Source organism: Lignipirellula cremea (assembly GCF_056501455.1).
In genome coordinates this window covers 1704522-1722561 of record NZ_CM151415.1, presented here as the reverse complement: position 1 = coordinate 1722561, position 18040 = coordinate 1704522, and the positions used below count along the sequence as shown (strand labels likewise).

Genomic DNA, 18040 nt, shown 5'->3' with positions numbered 1-18040 from the left:
GGAAGATCACTCGCGGGTGAGGACTTCGTCCAGGTTCAGGATCATGGAGCAGATGACCGTCCACGCGGCATGGTCCGCGGGCGGGATCGGGCCCGCAGCCGGCGATTCTCCGACCGCGAGCAGCGCCTTCGCGTCGTCAGGCCGGCTCTCGAAGTGGTTGATCAGTTCGGCCAACCGCTTCGACAGGATTTCGATCTCCTGCGGCTGAGCCTCCCGGGCCGTCGCCAGCCGAATGGCCGTTCGCAGGCGGGCATCGACGTCGGCGGGATTCCCCTCGGCGAGAACCCGCGTCGCCATCCCTCGCGCGGACTCGACGTAGGCCGTCTCGTTCAGCGTTGTGAGCGCGTGCAGCGGCGTGTTGGTCCGTTGCGGATTGACTTCGCAGGTCTGGCGCTTGGCCGAGTCGAAGAACATCGTCGGTCCCACGATCCGGCGCCAGAAGATGTAGAGGCTCCGGCGGTAGAGCTTCTCGCCCGTATCGGTCTGGTAGCGAATCTGGCCGAACGTCGCGCCCTCCCAGACTCCTTCCGGCTGGTAGGGTCGCACGGGCGGACCGTCGAGCTTCTCGACCAGCAGCCCCCCCAGCGAGAGCGCCTGATCCCGCAGCATCCACGACGGCAGGCGGAAGCGGGGCGAACGCCAGAGCAGCTTGTTCTCCGGGTCGTGCTCCTGAGCGAGGACGCCGTCGCCCAGCGAATCGTGCACGCTCGACGACTGCCGGTAGGTGGCGCTGGTGACGATCTGGCGGTGGAGGGCCTTGGCGTCCCAGCCGTTGTCGCGATACTCGATCGCGAGCCAGTCGAGCAGTTCCGGATGCGTCGGCGGCTCGCCCGTCTGGCCGAAGTCTTCCGCGGTCGAGACGATCCCCTTGCCGAAGAAGGTCTGCCACGCGCGATTGACCGCGACGCGGGCGACGAGAGGGTTCTCGGGCGAGAGAATCCACTTCGCCAGATCGAGCCGGTCGAGACGTTTCTTCTCTTCTTGCTGGAGATCGTGCAGGAACGACGGCACGTGTTCGGTGACCGACTCTTCGGTCGGCTTGTCGTAAATGCCGCGATAGAGAACCTTCGTCGTGCGACGCCGATCCTCTGGCAGCTCGTCCATGATCATCACGGAGGGGGCGTTCTTCTGCAGATCGTCCCGCATCTTCGTCAGTTCTTCGCTTCGCTTCGAAAGCGCCTGCCACTCGGGCGAGTTCTGCGAGCGATACCACCGTGCGACCTCCCGACGCTGGGCGTCGGTACGCGCGTCGCTTTCGACGCGAATCGCGTCGGCTACCGCGAGCGGAAGACCGGCGACGGCCTCGTTATCCTTGCGGAAGTAGAAGCCGGCGATGCCGCCCGTGTTGATGATGCGGAGCAGGAAGACGCTCTTCCCGGCGGGCAGATCGAGGTCGACGAACTCCTGGTCCGGCAGCGCCGCTCGGGGAACGGTCTTCGACAGGAGTTCCTTGCCGTTCAGCCGGACGACGAGCCCATCGTCGGAGCCGAGCGACACCCGCACCGTGCGCGGGACCGGCGTCTCGAACGTGCGGTAGAGAAACGTGGAACCGATCGTCGCCGGGAGGTCGTGCACCTTCGCGTCGACGTACTCCTCCCGCAGCGTCCAGGCATACTCGTCGCCGGCGTGCTTCCTGTCGGGATCGATCGTCGCGGCCTCCGCGGTCAGCGCCTTCTCGACCGCTTCGACGACGCCTCCCTCGGCAGGGACGGGGCCGAGCTGGCGCCAGGGGGAGATCTCCAGCCGACCGTTGTCCTGGTCGAACGCTTCGAGCTTCGCCAGCGTTTCGGCCTCCCAAGCGAGCTGCGCCTGGTCGACGTCCGGCATCGGTTCGTCGAGCCGTTTCGACAGTTCGTCGATTTCCGTCTCGACCTGCGCCAGCCGCGTGCGCTGCTCCGGATTCAGATAGGGCATCGACGGCGCCGCGCGTCCGCCCGTTCCGCCGCTGCCCGTTTCGGAGGTGTTGTTGAAGAAGGCGTAGAGGCCGTAGTACTCCGACTGCTTGATCGGGTCGAACTTGTGATCGTGACACCGGCAGCAGGTCATCGTCACGCCGAGCCAGACCGCGGCGGTCGTCTCCGTCCGGTCGAAGACGTTCTCGACGCGGGTCTCCTCGGCGATGCGCCCCCCTTCGCCGTTGTACATGTGGTTGCGATTGAAGCCGGTCGCCAGAATCTGTTCCGGCGTCGCGTCCGGAAGCAGATCGCCCGCGAGCGCCTCGACGGTGAAGCGGTCGTAAGGCACGTTCCTGTTCAGCGAATCGACGAGCCAGTCGCGCCAGGGCCACATCGAACGCGTGGGGTCGCCCTGGAAACCGTCGGTATCGGCATAGCGAGCTGCGTCGAGCCAGTTCCACGCCATCCGCTGACCGTAGCGGGGCGAAGCGAGCAGCCGGTCGACGACGCGGGCGAAGGCTTCGTCGTCGGTCGCGTGATCGCCGACGAACGCCGCCACCTCTTCGGGAGTCGGCGGCACGCCGGTCAGGTCGAGCGTCACGCGGCGGATCAACGTCTCGCGAGTCGCCGGCTTCGAAGGATCGAGTCCCTCCGCCTCCAGCCTCGCGAGGATGAACCGGTCGATCGCGTTCTCCGGCCAGTCGCTTCGCTTGACTGCCGGCAGGGACGCACGGATCGGTTTGACGAACGACCAGTGCGCGACGTATTCGGCGCCCTGGCCGATCCAGTCCTTGAGGATGCCCTTTTCGGCCTCGGTCAGTTCGATCTTCGACGCCGCAGGCGGCATGCGGAGGTCGGCATCCTCTTCGAACAGGCGTTCGACCACGACGCTCTCGTCGGGCTTGCCGGGTACGATCGCCGCGTAACCGCCCCGATCGGCGACCGCCGCCTCGTATTCATCCAGCCGCAGGTCAGCCTCGCGCGTCGCTTCGTCGGGGCCATGACAGTGAAAGCACTTGTTGGCCAGGATCGGGAGCACGTCCCGATTGAAATCGAGGTCTTCCGCGCGGGCCTGCGAGACGGCGGCTCCCAGGCAGGCGACGAAAAGCGCCCAGCGGGCGACCGTCGCGGACGCCGACCGGAGCGCAGATAGCTTCGCGAAAAGCTTCATGGGGAGCGGGGACGGAAGCGAGGAGACGAGCTGGCGAGGAACGCAGCAGGCAGGCGGAACTCTTTCACGGTACAAGCCGGAGCAGCGATTGTCGATCGATCGTCCGCAGACCGGGTCGGAAGGGAATCGCTTTCGCCGCTCCGTCCGTCGCCCTATGATCGAAACCGCCCGCCTTTCACAGGGTCTCGTCGCCGCCAGCATCTCTCCCCACCTGCCGATCTCCCGCCATGCACGTCCGACGAATCGCAGCCTGCGCCTGGACAGTTCTGCTCGCGACGGCGCTTTCAGCGGGAACCTCTCCCGACGCGTCGGCTCAGGCGCCGGAGACGCTGCCCGGGACGCTGCCCGGGACGCAGCCGCTCGACTGGGAGGGCGACATCGCCTCGCGGATGGTCGATGCCGCCGACGCCTTTTTGCTGCGGCGAATCGAGGAGTCCGTCGCGAAGCGCGCGGATCATTGGGTTCCGGCAGACGCGCCGCGAGAACAGCGAAAGCCGTCGGTCGAACGTCTGAAGAAGGCGCTGGGACTGATCGACGAACGGGTTCGGTTCGACTCGCTCGAGCTGGTCGCGACGACGGATGAGCCGAGCCTGATTGCGACGCTGGGCGACGTGCAGGTCCATCGCGTTCGCTGGCCGGTCTTCGAGGGCGTTCATGGTGAAGGCCTGCTGTTCCTGCCTAAGCGAGAGCCTGCTGCGTACGTCATCGTGATCACGGACGCTGCGCAGACGCCGGAGAGTCTCCTTCATCTGGAGGGAAAGGGTTCCGGACATTCGTTCGCCTTCGATCTCGCCGCGGCGGACGTCGCCGTCGTCGTACCCGCCCTGATCAGTCGCGACCTCGAGAAGCGCAACGGCAGGGCCAACCTGACGCACCGCGAATACCTGCATCGCTCGGCCTTCCTCTTGGGCCGGACGATGACCGGGTACGAGGTGCAGAAGGTTCTCGCTCTCGTCGACTGGATGACGAAAGAGAACGCCGACGCGAAGATCGGAATAGCCGGCTATGGCGAAGGAGGGCGCATCGCTCTGTTCGCCGGAGCGGTCGATGAGAGGATTGATTCAATCCTCGTCAGCGGCTACTTCGGCGATCAGCAGGACCTCTGGAAGCAACCGCTCGATCGAACGGTCGTCGGCCTCCTGCGCGAATTCGGCGAAGCGGAGCTGGGACTCATGATCTCGCCGCGAAAGCTGATCGTCGAAGCGAACCATGGCCCGAGACTGACGCTTCCGGGAGAGGGGGGTGCACCTTCCGAGCTTGTCTCTCCGTCATCTGCGGAGGCGAATAAGGAATTCGAGCGACTGATCGCCTATCTCGATTCGGCGAAGAACGAGCAAGACGCTCACCCCATTCTGATCCCCGTTCGAGAAGAGCCGTTCGCTCCCTTCCGGGCTTGGGGAACGCTGAACGGTTTCTATGCGTCGCTCGGTATCGTCGTGGCAGGCTACAGGGATTCCATCGACAACGTTATCCCCGAGGTCGCGGCAACGAACCCGGAAGAGTTCGCGAAGGAACGCCTCACGCGCCAAATCGCCGAACTCGACCGCTTCAATCAGCGGCAGCTCGAATCGTGCGAGTTCGTCCGCGACGAGTTTATGAAAGACCTCGATACGACCTCGCTGGAGGCGTACGAGAAGTCCGTGGAGAACTATCGCACGATCTTTCGCGAGCAGGTGATCGGCGAGTACGACCTGCCGATCGACGACTTCAACGCCCGCACGCGGAAGACGTGGGAGACGGAGAAGTGGACCGGCTACGAAGTCGTCCTCGACGTGTTCGACGGCGTCTTCGCCTACGGGGCTCTCCTCGTGCCGAAGGATCTGAAGGATGGGGAGAAGCGACCGGTCGTCGTCTGTCAGCACGGATTAGAGGGGCGTCCGACCGATACCTTTCTGAACGACCACCCGGCGTATCACGACTTCGCGGGGAAGCTGGCCGAGAGGGGGTTCGTGGTCTTCGCTCCGCAGAACCCGTACATCTTTCAGGACCGCTTTCGCACGCTGCAGCGGAAGAGCTATCCGCTGGGGACGACGCTCTTTTCGATCATCGTCCCGCAGCACCAGCAGATCGTCGACTGGCTCCAGACGCAGCCCTTCGTCGACGGCGAACGGATCGGCTTCTACGGCCTGTCGTACGGCGGCAAGTCCGCGATGCGGATCCCCGCGCTGGTGACCGATTACAAGCTTTCGATCTGCTCTGCCGACTTCAACGAGTGGGTCCGCAAGAACGCCAGCACGCGGCACGACTTCAGCTACGTCTGGACCGGCGAGTACGAGATTTTCGAATTCGACCTGGGCAACACGTTCAATTACTCGGAGATGGCCGCGCTGATCGCGCCCCGGCCCTTCATGGTCGAACGGGGGCACTTCGACGGCGTCGGAACCGACGAGTGGGTCGCCTACGAATACGCCAAGGTCCGCCGGCTCTACGCCGCGAAGCTCGGCATTCCGGAGCGGACGGAGATCGAATGGTTCGTCGGTCCCCACACGATCCACGGAAAGGGGACGTTCGACTTCCTGCACCGGCATCTGAACTGGCCGGAGCCGGAGCAGGCTGGTCAGAAGCCGGCTGCTTCCGATCCGTGACGCAGGCGCCGAGTCGTCTCCCGCGGCAGTCGGCGAATTTCTATAATGCCCCTTTCGCCGCCGGAGAGACGCCGTTTCTGTCTGGCGCGACGAGGAGCGACCGCCACGAAATGCCGCCGAAGTGACTCACAAAATACTGATCGCTGACGACAACCAGGCGAATTGCGATCTCCTGGAGGCCTACCTCGCCGACTTCGACTGCGAGGTCGAATTCGCTTACGACGGCGAGGCGACGCTGCAGAAGACGCAGTCCTTCGGCCCGGATCTGATCCTGCTGGACGTGATGATGCCGAAGCTGTCGGGCTTCGAAGTCTGCAAGAAGCTCAAGCAGAGCGCCGAGTCCCGCGGCGTGCTCATAATGATGGTGACCGCCCTGAACGAGCAGGGGGACATCGAACGGGCGGTCGACGCCGGCACCGACGAGTTCGTCTCCAAGCCGGTGAATCGGACCGAACTGCTCAAACGGGTGGAAGTCCTGCTGCGACTGAAGTCGGTCAGCGACGAGAACGAACGCCTCCGCCGCTACATCCAGGAAATGGAACGGCAGCGGGGGCCGCAGACTTCCTGAAGGGCAGAGTCCCGGTCGGAAACGCCGCCGCGTCGTCGCTCCGAACCCAAGTAAGTGTTGCCTCGCCGGAAACCGCGCGGGTAGGATGAACGCACGAAGTCGCGGCTGCGACGTAATATGCGCTCGCGAAGCCGCCCCGGCGAGCGTGGTTCGGGGTTCGACGGAACTGCAGGAGATCGCCTCGTGGGAGCGACGGACTTTCGCTCGAATCGCGTCGCTCGTCGCGTGATCGCCGGAGCGGCGTGGCTGGCGATCGCTTCGGGAATGCAGGGCGTCGCCCTTGGAGCGGACGATTCGTCCCCGACTTCGCCCCCCGCAGCGGCTCAGGAACTGGCGCAGGGCGAACTCCAGGCCCGGCTCGAATCGCTCGTCGCGGAACTGGGGGCGGACGAATACTTCGTTCGCGAGAAGGCCCAGCGCGAGTTGCAGCGCCTCGGGATCGTCGCCTTCGACGCCGTCTACGCGGCGATCGAGCATGACGATATCGAGATCGCCCACCGCGCGAAGTACCTGGTCGCGACCATCGAAGTCGACTGGGTCGAAGATCGCGATTCCGAAGCGGTCAAAATTATTCTCTCTCGGTACGAAGAGTCGCCGACCGAAGAACGCGAAAAGATGGCGATCAAGCTGTCGGGGCTTCCGGCGGCCGAGGCGATGGAGCCGCTCAGTCGGATCGCCCGGTTCGAGCCTTCCGAATCGCTCAGCCGGCGCTCGGTCCTGCAATTGATGGACCTCACGTCGGCGAAGAACCTGGACGGGGAGCAACGGATCGAGGCGGGCCGACGACTGGCGCTCCTGTCCGGTTCGGGCAAACGCCCCAGTTCCCGCTGGCTGGCAGCGCATGCGGCGACGTTGCAGGATCCGCAGGCGAACGTCGACGCGTGGGAGCCGCTGATCCAGGAGGATCTCGACCTCTACCACCGCCGGCCCGAACTGACGGATCCGAACGTCGTCGCCGAACTGCTGCAGCGTCACGGCGAGATTCTGCTGACGCTCGATCGGAAGGAGGAGGCCTACGAGTCGCTCCGCCGACTGTTTCAGGTGATCCCGAGCCAGGACGCCTCGGTGCTGGTGACGGTCCGCTGGCTCGTCGAGCGTCAGGCCTGGCCCGTCGTGCTCGACGCGGAGAGCCGCTACGCCGCGCTGTTCGAACAGAACGTCGGACTGGCCTACTGTGCGGCCGAGGCTCATGCGGCCTTGGGCGATGACGAAGCCGTCGCGAAGTTGCTGGAGCGGATCGAGAACGATCCCGGGATCGACCCGCCGCAGCGCATCGACATCGCCGGCGAGCTCGAGAGTTGGGGACGCTTCGACTGGGCCGAGCGGGAGTACCGGCTCGGGCTAAAAGAGCTGCAGCCGCCGAATCCGGCGTTCGCGTGGGCCAGTCGCCGTCTCGCGGAGATGCTGCATGATCAGCAGCGCGACGTCGAAGCCGCGGAGGCGCTGACGCCCTATCTCAAGGCCCTCGAGGAGAACGAGCAGTTTCGCTCGATCCTGGAGGATCAGTTCGAGTGGCCAGTTAAGGAGCATCGCGCCCGCTACGCGACCTTCCGCGGAATGGCGCTGGAAGCGGAAGGCAAACTGGCCGAAGCTCGCGAGGCGTACGAGAAGGGCTTCGGAGATTACGAGTACGATGCCGACCTGTTGATCGCGATGCACCGCACGCCGGATGCGCCCGAAGAGTGGCGAGCGAAGACGAAGGCTCGCATCGAAGCGGCTCAGACGCATTTCAAGGCGGAGATCGCCGCCGCACGCCAGGAAGTCGAAGCGGCCAGTCGCAGCGGCAACATCGAAGCGGCGAGAGGGCAACTCGCTCTGAGCTGCAACCAGTACAGTTGGCTCGTCGGAAACACGTTCGGCGACTTCGACGACGCCGTGCGGCGTTCGGAAGAATCGCTGGAGATCCGGCAGGGCAACTCCGGGTATCTCGACACGCTCGCGCGGGCTCTGTTCGCTCGCGGCGACGTCGAGGAAGCGATCCGCCGGCAGCGGCAGGCGCTGGAGTCCGACCGACACTCCGGCGCGCTCAATCGGCAGCTTCGGGAGTTCGAAGCTGCGGCAGCGAAGAAGCCCTAGTGGAGCGTCAAACTCAGCTTTGCCGGGTGACGCGTAGCGACCGCCGATCACGAAGTGATTCGGCGGCAAGGAATAACGAGTGCATCGAGAACAGCTCGAATCCTAAATTCATGCTTGGACGATGCACTAGTCGGAAACGGAATTCAAGGTTTTACCGCGTCGCGGACTGTGTGCCGCATCGCCCGAAATCGCGGCCTTGCGTCCGCCGGGCGAGTCTCCCGCCTCTCGTGAAGGATCTTCGATGGCGATCGCCATTCGGAACGTGTTCGCCCCGCTGCGATCGTCTCGTTCGTTCACCCTGCGCTGCGATTCTCGCTCGCTGACGCTGCTCGCCCGGGTCTCGTGCGGCGGTTCGTTATTGTCGCTCCTGTTGCTGACCGGTTGCGGCGGCGAACCGGAAGCCGAAAAGAAGGGGGGCTTCCAGGTCGCCGGCGAAGGCGGTTCGGAAACCGAAGCGGTCGGAACGGACGCGGGCACGAACGGCGCGGGGCCAGGCTCTTCCGGGGCAGGGCTGCAAAGCCGCATCGACGCAGCCGCGGCAGCGCCGGGCAATCCGAACGCGTCCGCCGTCGTTCCGCCGCCGTCGCTGGCGATGGAAGAGTTCCAGACCGATCCGGTTCCGCAGGGCGCCTCGGCCGCGGAACTGGTGCAGTACCTCAAGTCGCTCAACGAGCGACAGGCGGCGCTGCAGCAGATGGCTCGCAACATGACCGAGGAAGAGGTCCGGCAAAACGTCGGCGACTTGCAGAAGAACCGCCTCGAAGCGGCGCAACTGCTGCTTGCCGCCGAAGGCGCCGAAGACAACGCCCGTCAGATGGCGGTCGACGAATCGATGAAGGCGTTTCAACTGAAGCGTCAGTTGGGCGAGGACGTCGAAGCGGACTACGAGGCGTTCCTCGTCCAGTTCTCGACGGATCGCGACCCCGTGATTTCGCGATTCACCCGTTCGATGTCGGTCTTCGCCGGGCTGATGAACGTCGCGCAGGACGAGAACGCGACCCAGGAACAGGCCGACGCCGCGCTGGCCGAAGTCGATTCGCTGCTCACGGCGGTCGAACCGAACTGGCAGACGCTCGGCATCCTCTCCCGCGCTTCGAGCGAGCTGGCCAGCATCGACCGGGTCGATCTCGCGACGGCGGTTCTGGCGAAGCTGGATGCGGCCTACGCCAACGTCCAGGATCCGGAACTTCTGGAGCAGTACAAGAGCGACGTCGGCGGCGCGAAGTCGCAGCTCGTTTCCGTCGAATTCCAGAAGCTCGCGGCGGGAGAGAATCCGGCCCAGGAAAGCGTCGACGCGGCTGTCCGTCGATTGGAAGAGGTTCTCGCCTCGGCCGCTCCGAGCGAGCAGATGTTTCAGACGATCGGCAGCACGGCGGAGATCCTGATCCAGCAGAACCGCATGGAACTGGCGGCGACCGTCCAGCAGAAGCTGGGCGAGGCGTTCGTCAAATCGGACGATCCGGAGATGAAGCAGTTGGGCGAGATCGCCCAGATCCGCGCGAAGCTGACGAGGCTCGATATCGCGAAGCTGCTCGCCGACATCGGTACGGGCGAAGACGCCGCGGCGAATCGGCTGGTCGAAGTCGCGCGGCAACTGATCGGGGAAACGACCCCGCCGCCGCTCGCCTACCTCGGGATGCTGAAGGAGTTCGCGGAAACGCTGGAGTACGTTCGCAAGTACGAACAGTCGAAGCAGGTCTACATGCTGCTGACGGAGGCGTACGGATCGTCTGCCGAAGCCGACGTCGCTTCCGAAGCCCGACGCATCGCCGACGGCGGACTGAAGCGCCTGGCGCTGATCGGGACGAAGCTGGATCTGAGCGGAAACACCCTCGACGGCAAACCGTTCGACTGGGAGTCGTATCGCGGCAAGATCGTGCTGGTCGACTTCTGGGCGACGTGGTGCCAGCCCTGTCTTCAGGAACTTCCCAACGTCGCGGCGAATTATCGCAAGTACAAGGATCGGGGATTCGACGTCGTGGGCGTCAACCTGGATGACGATCTGTCCTCGGTGAGCCAGTTCCTGACGGCGAACCCGCTGCCCTGGACGACGATCGTCACCGACGACCCGGCCAAGGTCGGGTTCGAATCGCCGATGGCGACGAAGTACGGCGTCGAGGCGATTCCGTTCGTCCTGCTGGTCGACCAGGAAGGCGTCGTGCTCGATATCCATGTGCGGGGCGCCGACCTGGGCAAGCGTCTGGCCGAACTGTACGGCGAGCCCGCTCCGACGGCGCCCGGTAACGCTTCGTCGGCTCCGGTCGAAGAGGTTCCGGCTCCGGCAGCGTCCGGCTCGGGCGACCCGGCTCCGCCGGTCGATGCTCCTGCGGAAGGCGCATCGCCTTCGGGCAATGGCCTCCCGGATCTCGCCCCGCTGCGGTCGAGCGCGATCGAAAACGTGTTCGACGACGGCGCCTGGTTCGTCAGCGCCGATGTCGAAGCGACCGACGCGGCGAGCGCCGAGGACGCGGTCGAAGAGGAGTCGGAGAACGTTCCGGCGGAGAGCGATGCGGAATTGTTCTTCGCGTCGCCCGATCTGACGCTGGAAGAACTGGTCGACTTCGTCTTCGACATGGAAGAGAAGCCGCGATCGGTGCAGGCGCTGAAGGGTTTCGACACGGCGATCGCGGACGCCTGCGATCGAATCTGGCGTCATCCGGACGCGACCGTCCCGCAGCTCCGACTGGCCGCCACGACCAAGATGAAGCGCCTGCATCGCGCGGGCACGATGGGTAACGCCAAGGCGGACGATCAACTGACGTCCTACGCCGAGCGGCTCGCGGAAACGCCCGACCCCGAAGTGAAGTCGTGGGTCGAACTGGTCCGGATGGAACGCAAGGCCGTCGCCGGCGAAGCCCTTTCGGTCGACAAGCTGCCCGGACTGCTCGAAGAACTGAAGGCTTACTTCGCGAAGATCCAGGCGGAGGAGCGTCACCTTCGGCTGGCGTCGCTCACCGTGCGGGTCATCAATCGCATCGACGACCCGGCGGCGGACGAGACGATGCAGAAGGAACTCGCCGCGAAGCGCGAGACGGAATTCAAGTCGTTCGGCGATCTCTTCGCCAAGAGCGAGAACAAGGAACTTGCTCGCTACGGCAAGAAGCTCGCGAAGCCCCCCGCCGCGGAGGAAACGGATCTGGTCGGCAAGCCGCTGGAACTGGACGGCGACCTCGCCGACGGCGGCTCCTTCGACTGGGCGACCTATCGCGGCAAGGTGGTGATCGTCGACTTCTGGGCGACGTGGTGCGGTCCCTGCCGGCGCGAGATGCCGCACGTGAAGGCGGCCTTCGACAAGCTGCACGTGCAGGGACTCGACGTCGTCGGTATCAGCCTGGACGAGGATCAGGAAGCGCTCGCGGAGTATCTGGAAGAGAACCAGATCGAGTGGGCGACCTTGGCCGGCGAACGGACGACGGAGCTTGCCGAGCGCTACGGCGTGCGCGGCATTCCTACGATGATGCTGGTCGACCGCGACGGCACGGTTCTGATGGTCGGCCATCAGGCCGAGCCCCTGATCGCCAAGGCCGAGCAGCTTCTCGCCGCGAAGTGATTCTTCTCTTCGCAGGGTGGGTCGTTGACCCACCTTCCTTCTTGCTGAACGAGACTTTAAACGGCCAGGCGTACGTCCAGTTTCCGACACGGTGGGTCAATGACCCACCCTGCGAAATTGACGATGCCGCGGTCAGCGTCGGATCGTCTCATCCCTGAAAGAACCTTTCGTACATCGACAGCATGATGTCGAACAGGATCAGGATCACGATGTACCACTCCACGCGGATCGATCGCGAGGCCTCGCTGATTCGGAGGATGGTCTCGACCGTACGATGGATGGTCTCGATCTTCTTGGTGAGCGCCAAGTGACGCTCGCGGATCTCGAATTCGTCTTCGAGCCGCTTGGAGAACCGTTCGAGGTGCGGGAAATCCCATAGCACCTCCGGTTTCTCGCCCACCTCGACCTGGCCGATCATGTTCTGCTCGTCCATCAGGACGCCGCCGAGATGCTTGATCAGGCCCTGCTCGTCGACCCGCCGCGAGCCCTGCTCCTGCATCTGCGCGGCGATCGGCTCGATCTTGTCGAACTGCGTTGCGATGCGCTTTTCGTAGAAGGCGAGCGTCGCGCTTTTGGCTAGCGTCTCGCCGGCGATCTGAAGATGTTCGACGGTGATCTGCGCCAGTCGGCAGACGCCGTTATGCACGGTCTCGCGATCGTCCTCGACGATCTCGATGACCAGTTCCTCGATCTCGGGGACCTCGTACGGTTCGGAGAGCAGCCCCGAAATCTGCTTCAGGAAGTCGGCCTCTTCCAGGGCCGTCGCGTTGAACAGCACGACGGCGCCGTACTTCTTGATCACCGAGAACGACGTCGGCCCCACGCGCGTGACGATCGGCGACACGGCGAGAACGTCGGCCCTCTCGATCAGTCGAGTGTCGATCCACTGCGACAGCAGCATGGCCCGAGCCTTGATGCGCCGGACGTTGCCGAACCAGGGTTCCATCGAAGATCCGTGACGACGCGAACGTCATCGCCGCTGAACGAGGTCGGGGGAGAAGAGCCGCCGGCGAGCGAATCGGGTGGGCCCTCCGCTCGGGGGGAGTTACCCTTATTGTCGGGCGCCCGCTCGTGCCGACAAGTCGACGTCGTGAGTATAGGGCGATCGCTCCCCGCCGCTTCTGCTTCCGCCGATTATCCCCTCCGCCTGATGAACCGTTCCCTTTCGGTCGCGAATTTTGCTCGTTCGTTCGCGCTGGCGTGCGCTCTCGCGACGCTTCCGACGACGTTCTTCGCCGGCGTCGTCGCGGAGGAGGCAGCGCCGCCTTTTCCCGACTATGAACGGTCGGAAAACTTCGTCGAGCAGTCGCTCGAAGGCTGGACCGTCCGCGTCCATAAGAGCCTGCGAGACGAGAAACGCGAACTCGGCGACCGGGCGCTGGAGCAGATGCGTTCCCATCTGCTGCAGGTGAAGACGCGCGTGCCGGCGAAGGTTCTTCCGAGGCTCCAGGAAGTGACGATCTGGCTGAACGTCCGACCGAACGAGCCGGCGGTCTATCATCCGAGCCGAGGCTGGCTGGCCGGAAACGGCCACAATCCGGAAAAGGCGAAGTGCATCGAGATCCCCGACGCGAAATCGTACCTGCGGTATTCCCGCGACCAGCAGTCGATCCTGCTGCACGAACTGGCCCACGCTTATCACGATCAGGTTCTCGGCTTCGACGAACCGCGGATCCGCGAACGCTTCGAGGCGGCGAAGGAGGCGGGGCTGTACGATTCCGTGCTGCACGCGTCGGGCAAGGTCGAGCGCCACTACGCGCTCTCGAACGAGAAGGAATTCTTCGCCGAGATGACGGAGGCCTTTCTCGCGGCGAACGACTTCTTCCCGTTCGTGCGCCCCGAACTCCGCCGGCACGACACGGAGACTTACGACCTGCTGGTCGAGATCTGGGAGAAGGGCGGGGCGGACGCGAAGAGCGATCCTGACGCGCCCGAGGCGCCCTCCGCCGGCTCCTCCCGCTAAAGCGGTCCGAAGGGCTTGAGCGCGACTCGCGATTTGCCGTCGGCGACGATTCCGGTATCCGTTCGTCGAACTTTCGTGCAAGCCGCGAACCGCAAGTTCCGCTCGCACGCTCTCGGCGCGTCGATTGATCTTGCCCGACGCTTCGTCGGCGCCTTATGTAGCCCGTCCGGTAACCACGTCCCGGCGGAGCGGAGTTTCCATGCGCCGGCGACGACGTCATCCGTCGACGGAATACGTCGATGTCCTGCGCATGAGGATCTGCGTTTTGCTCGTTCGCCGCCATTCGCGACGCATGTCCCGCGCCGCCGGGGCTACGGCGACCCAGGCATCCGCGGCCCGCACGCAGCGAATCTTCGCGTGCGCGGCTCAGGTCGTCGCCTGCGCTTTCCTTTATGCGGCCAGCGGCTGCGCGTTTCTCTGCGCGGCCTGCGGCTGCGCGACGGGGTCGTTCTACGCGTCGAACCTTCCCTCGAAGTACAAGGCTCCGCCGTTCGTCGCCTCCTCGACGGCGGATCTCTCACGCTTCGCCGTGGGAGGCAGCGGACCGGACATCATCGCCGCGGGGGACGTCCTGGAAGTGACGGTCGTCAGCGGCGTCGAAGCCCAGCGGCCCGCTCCCTGGACCCTTCGCGTGGACGCGTCGGGCGGACTCGATCTGCCGCTCATCGGCCCGGTACGCGTCGAAGGACTGGAACTGACCGACGCTGAGCGACTGATTCGCGAAAAGTCGATCGAACGCGACATCTACCTCAATCCTCATGTCGCTGTCGTCGTCAAGGATCACCGCGCGGTTCGCGTCACCGTCGTCGGCGAAGTGATTCAGCCCGGGACGTACGAGATCCCCGCCGCTCAGGCGAGCCTCGTCACGGCGATCGCCGCAGCGGGCGGCATGAGCGAAAAGGCCGACACCAAGATCGCCCTCCGGAACCCCAGCTATACCGCCGACGTGCAACTCGCTGCGGCGGAAGCGACTTCGGAAGCTGCTACCGACGACGCTGCGGCCCCGGACGACAAGGAGAAGGTCGACGCCGCCAAGGTGGCTGATTCGGTACCGGCGAAGCTCGAAGCCTCCGACGCTGACACGGCGCTGGCCGAGGCGGAGACGAAGCAGGCCGACGAGGCGAAGGATCCGAAAAAGCTTCGCGAGCAGAACTCCGCAAAGGACGAGAAGACGCCGGAACCGGAGAAGCTCGCGGCCGACGACGCCGCAGCGAAGAAGGACGCCAAGCAGGACGAAAAGGCGACGAAAGACGACGAATCGAAGACGTCGGAAGCCGAAGGCGATATCAAGCTGGCCTCAGCCGAGGAGGAGATCGAGCCGGCGAAGGCTTCAACCGCCGATTACGTCGCGGGGCCGAACGGCGAGGTCACGATCGATCTGCTCTCGGCGGGCGCGCAAGCCGTCTCGTATCCGATTCAGGACGGCGCCGTGATCGTCGTCAAAGAGAAGCCGCCGCGCACGCTGCAGGTGCTCGGTCTGGTGAAGCGGCCCGATCGGTTCGAATACCCCGACGATCAGGAACTGCGACTGCTCGACGCGCTCGCGCTCGCCGGAGGTCGAACGATGGAGATCGCCGACTCGGTCAAAATCATTCGACAGATGCCGGGCGAACCGCGACCCGTGGTGATCCTTGCGTCGGTCCGCTACGCCAAGCAGGGGGGCGAAGACAATCTGGCCCTTATGCCCGGCGACGTCGTGAGCGTCGAAGAAACGCCGCTGACCTTCACCGTCGATACTGTCCGCACGCTGTTGCGGTTCGGCGTCACCACGTTCTAAACCCCTTGCACGCCTGATCCGATCCGGCTGCCTTTCCCGAGAGCGCCGATTCGGGGGTCACGCCCCCCGCTCAGGACTATCGACCGCTGATGACCGACCTGATCCCATCGACGACGAACTCGCCCGCCCGCCAGGCCGTGCAGATGCTGGCGGAGTTCGGCCGCGTGCTGCGTCGCCGGTGGCGCTATCCGATCGCGGCTCTCGCGCTCGCCGTCACGCTCGGCGTCGTCTACTTCGTCACGGCCGAACGAACGTACGAAGCGACGTCCCTCTTGCAGGTGATTCAGAGCCGGGCCGATCTGCTCACGCAGCAGCAGGCCGACGGGGGCGCCGCCCAGAACCTGATTCCGACCCAGGAGCGGCTGCTCACCAGTCCGATCGTCCTGGAAAACGCTCTGCTAAAAATCAGCAAACTGGACCCGGCCCTGCGCATCGACTTCGAGGGGTTGCCCGACGAAGATCACGCCAAGGCCTTGAAGAAAACGCTCTCCGCCAGCGGCATCCGCCAGACGGACATCGTCCAGGTTCGCTGCCGGTCGAAATCTCCTGCCGCCGCGGAGGCTCTGCTCGGCGCCGTGGTCGAAGCCTACCTCGGCTATATCCGCGCGAATCACAAGGACTTCTCCGCGCAGGTCGTCGAAATTCTGCAGCGCGAACGGGGCGGCTACGAATCGCAGCTTCGGGAGAAGGAATCGCAGCTCCTGCAGTGCAAGCTGGCGTTCGGCGATCTGGGGCTTCGCTCCGGAGATTCCGCCACGCATCCGGCGGTGCAGCGGGTGCTCAAGCTCAATGAGGGTTACCTTGCGGCGCAGGGAGATCGGATTCGCCTGGAATCGCTCGCCGCCGCCGTCGAGTTGGCCGTCGCTCGCAACGCCGACCTCAGTACCTACCTGCTGGAGATCGAACCGAACGTCGGACGCGATCTGCTCGCGCGCGGCCTCGGACTCGGCACGCTCGACCAGCAGAACCTGGCCCAGATCGAACAGGAAGCTCTCAAGGATCGGGCGAGGCTCGAAAGTCTGAGCCGCTATCTGGGGGAGAGCAACCCTGAGATTCAGGAACTCAAGGCGTCGATCGCGTCGCGGGAAAGTTACGTCGCTTCGTTCCAATCCATGACCGACTCCGCGACGGATAGCTCGCGCGAGCGACTGTCGAAGATGGTCCGCTCGACCCTGGCCGATCAGTTGGCGAAAGCGCGGGCGTACGAGGCCGAACTTTCTCAGGAGTACGCTGCCGGCGAACGGGATGCCGTCGAACTGGTCGGAAAGCTGGCGCAGATCGAGATCCTCGAACACGAAGCGGCGAATCTTCGACGTCTGAACGACGTCATGCTCGATCGTATAGCCGCGCTCGACATCGGACAGGACAAGGCGAGCGTCCGGGCGGAAGTGGTCGGACGTCCGCACGCCGATCCCGATCCCGTCTGGCCCGCGCTCTACTTGGTCGTCTTCGCGAGCGTCTCGCTCGGCCTCGGCGTCGGCGGCGCGCTGGCCTACGTACACGATCTGCTCGACGACCGCTTCCGATCGCCGGAAGAAATGGAAGAGTATCTTCGCGTTCCGACGCTGGCCGTCGTGCGGAAGCTTCCTGCGTCGGATGACGAGTTCGGCGCCGGCGGACTGCTCGTGCACGCTCGCCCGCAGGCGGTCGAGTGCGAGGCGTTCCGAACGCTCCGCACCACGCTCTCCTTCAGCAAGGAGAGTCGTGAACTGCTCGCGATCACCAGTTCCGAACCGAGCGACGGCAAGACGACGGTCGTTTCCAACCTCGGCGTCGCCTACGCCCAGGCAGGAAAGCGGACGCTGCTCATCGACGCCGACATGCGGCGTCCGGGTCTCTCGCGGTTCTTCGAGCTGCGCGGCCTGCGCGGGCTTTCGGACCTCCTTCGGGGTCGCGAGTCGCTCGACGCGTTCGCCCGGCGCTGCGTGCAGTCGACCGAGGTCGAACTCCTCTACGTGATCCCCTCCGGCGCCAAGCCGAGCAACCCTTCGGAGCTTCTCAGCGGCGCCCGCCTCGGGGAGTTGTTGCAGTGGGCGCTCGAGCATTACGACCAGGTCTTGATCGACTGTCCTCCGGCGATGGCGGGGCCTGACGCTTCGATCGTGGCGTCGCACGCGGACGGGCTGCTGCTCGTCGTGACGCCGCATAAGAATCGCCGGCGAGTGGTCGCTCGCGCCGCCGCGGACCTCCGCGCGATGGCTTCGCCGCTGATCGGCGTCGTCGCCAATCAGGTCGACGCCTCCAGCGGGCACGGCTACTACGGATATGGTTACGGCTACGGGTATGGCGAAGCCTACGGCTCCGAAGACGATCAGGACGACGACTTCGAGGATGAAGACTCGCCCGTCGCGTTCGCCGCGCGCGAACCGATCGCGGTGAAGAGCCCGCGCCGGCAGGTCGCGTGGGACGCGGAACCGGAAGACGCCGCCGCTCCCCGCCGTCGAGCGGGCTGACG

9 protein-coding genes are annotated in these 18040 nt (G+C 65.0%); 7 read left to right on the top strand and 2 right to left on the bottom strand.

Going from position 1 to position 18040, the window contains the following annotated elements; translation table 11 throughout:
- Window positions 1–6 precede the first annotated feature (6 nt).
- Window positions 7–3066 (bottom strand): PSD1 and planctomycete cytochrome C domain-containing protein, encoded by a 3060-nt coding sequence (locus tag SH602x_RS06685; protein ID WP_479476046.1) that lies wholly within the window; start codon window positions 3064–3066, stop codon window positions 7–9.
- Between the two features lie 227 nt (window positions 3067–3293).
- Between SH602x_RS06685 and SH602x_RS06680 the strand changes: the two genes are divergently transcribed.
- From SH602x_RS06680 to SH602x_RS06665, 4 genes are all read left to right on the top strand, one after another.
- Window positions 3294–5651 (top strand): alpha/beta hydrolase family protein, encoded by a 2358-nt coding sequence (locus SH602x_RS06680; RefSeq protein ID WP_479476045.1) that lies wholly within the window; start codon window positions 3294–3296, stop codon window positions 5649–5651.
- Window positions 5652–5772: 121 nt separating this feature from the next.
- The gene (locus SH602x_RS06675) at window positions 5773–6219 is read left to right on the top strand and encodes a response regulator (protein ID WP_479469242.1); all 447 of its coding nucleotides are present in this window, start codon (window positions 5773–5775) and stop codon (window positions 6217–6219) included.
- Window positions 6220–6402: 183 nt separating this feature from the next.
- On the top strand, window positions 6403–8295 hold the full coding sequence (locus tag SH602x_RS06670; RefSeq protein ID WP_479476044.1) for a hypothetical protein: 1893 nt from the start codon (window positions 6403–6405) through the stop codon (window positions 8293–8295).
- A 241-nt stretch (window positions 8296–8536) separates the two neighbouring features.
- Window positions 8537–11845: a redoxin family protein gene (locus SH602x_RS06665; RefSeq protein WP_479476043.1), complete on the top strand. Its 3309-nt coding sequence runs from the start codon at window positions 8537–8539 to the stop codon at window positions 11843–11845.
- A gap of 148 nt (window positions 11846–11993) precedes the next feature.
- On the opposite strand, the gene SH602x_RS06660 is transcribed toward SH602x_RS06665, so the two are convergent.
- Window positions 11994–12791: an RMD1 family protein gene (locus SH602x_RS06660; RefSeq protein WP_479476042.1), complete on the bottom strand. Its 798-nt coding sequence runs from the start codon at window positions 12789–12791 to the stop codon at window positions 11994–11996.
- Window positions 12792–12995: 204 nt separating this feature from the next.
- Here SH602x_RS06660 and SH602x_RS06655 point away from each other — a divergent pair, with 204 nt between their 5' ends.
- From SH602x_RS06655 to SH602x_RS06645, 3 genes are all read left to right on the top strand, one after another.
- Window positions 12996–13808: a M90 metallopeptidase family protein gene (locus tag SH602x_RS06655; RefSeq protein ID WP_479476041.1), complete on the top strand. Its 813-nt coding sequence runs from the start codon at window positions 12996–12998 to the stop codon at window positions 13806–13808.
- Between the two features lie 292 nt (window positions 13809–14100).
- Window positions 14101–15585: a polysaccharide biosynthesis/export family protein gene (locus SH602x_RS06650; RefSeq protein ID WP_479476040.1), complete on the top strand. Its 1485-nt coding sequence runs from the start codon at window positions 14101–14103 to the stop codon at window positions 15583–15585.
- An 89-nt stretch (window positions 15586–15674) separates the two neighbouring features.
- Window positions 15675–18038: a polysaccharide biosynthesis tyrosine autokinase gene (locus SH602x_RS06645; protein ID WP_479476039.1), complete on the top strand. Its 2364-nt coding sequence runs from the start codon at window positions 15675–15677 to the stop codon at window positions 18036–18038.
- Window positions 18039–18040 lie beyond the last annotated feature (2 nt).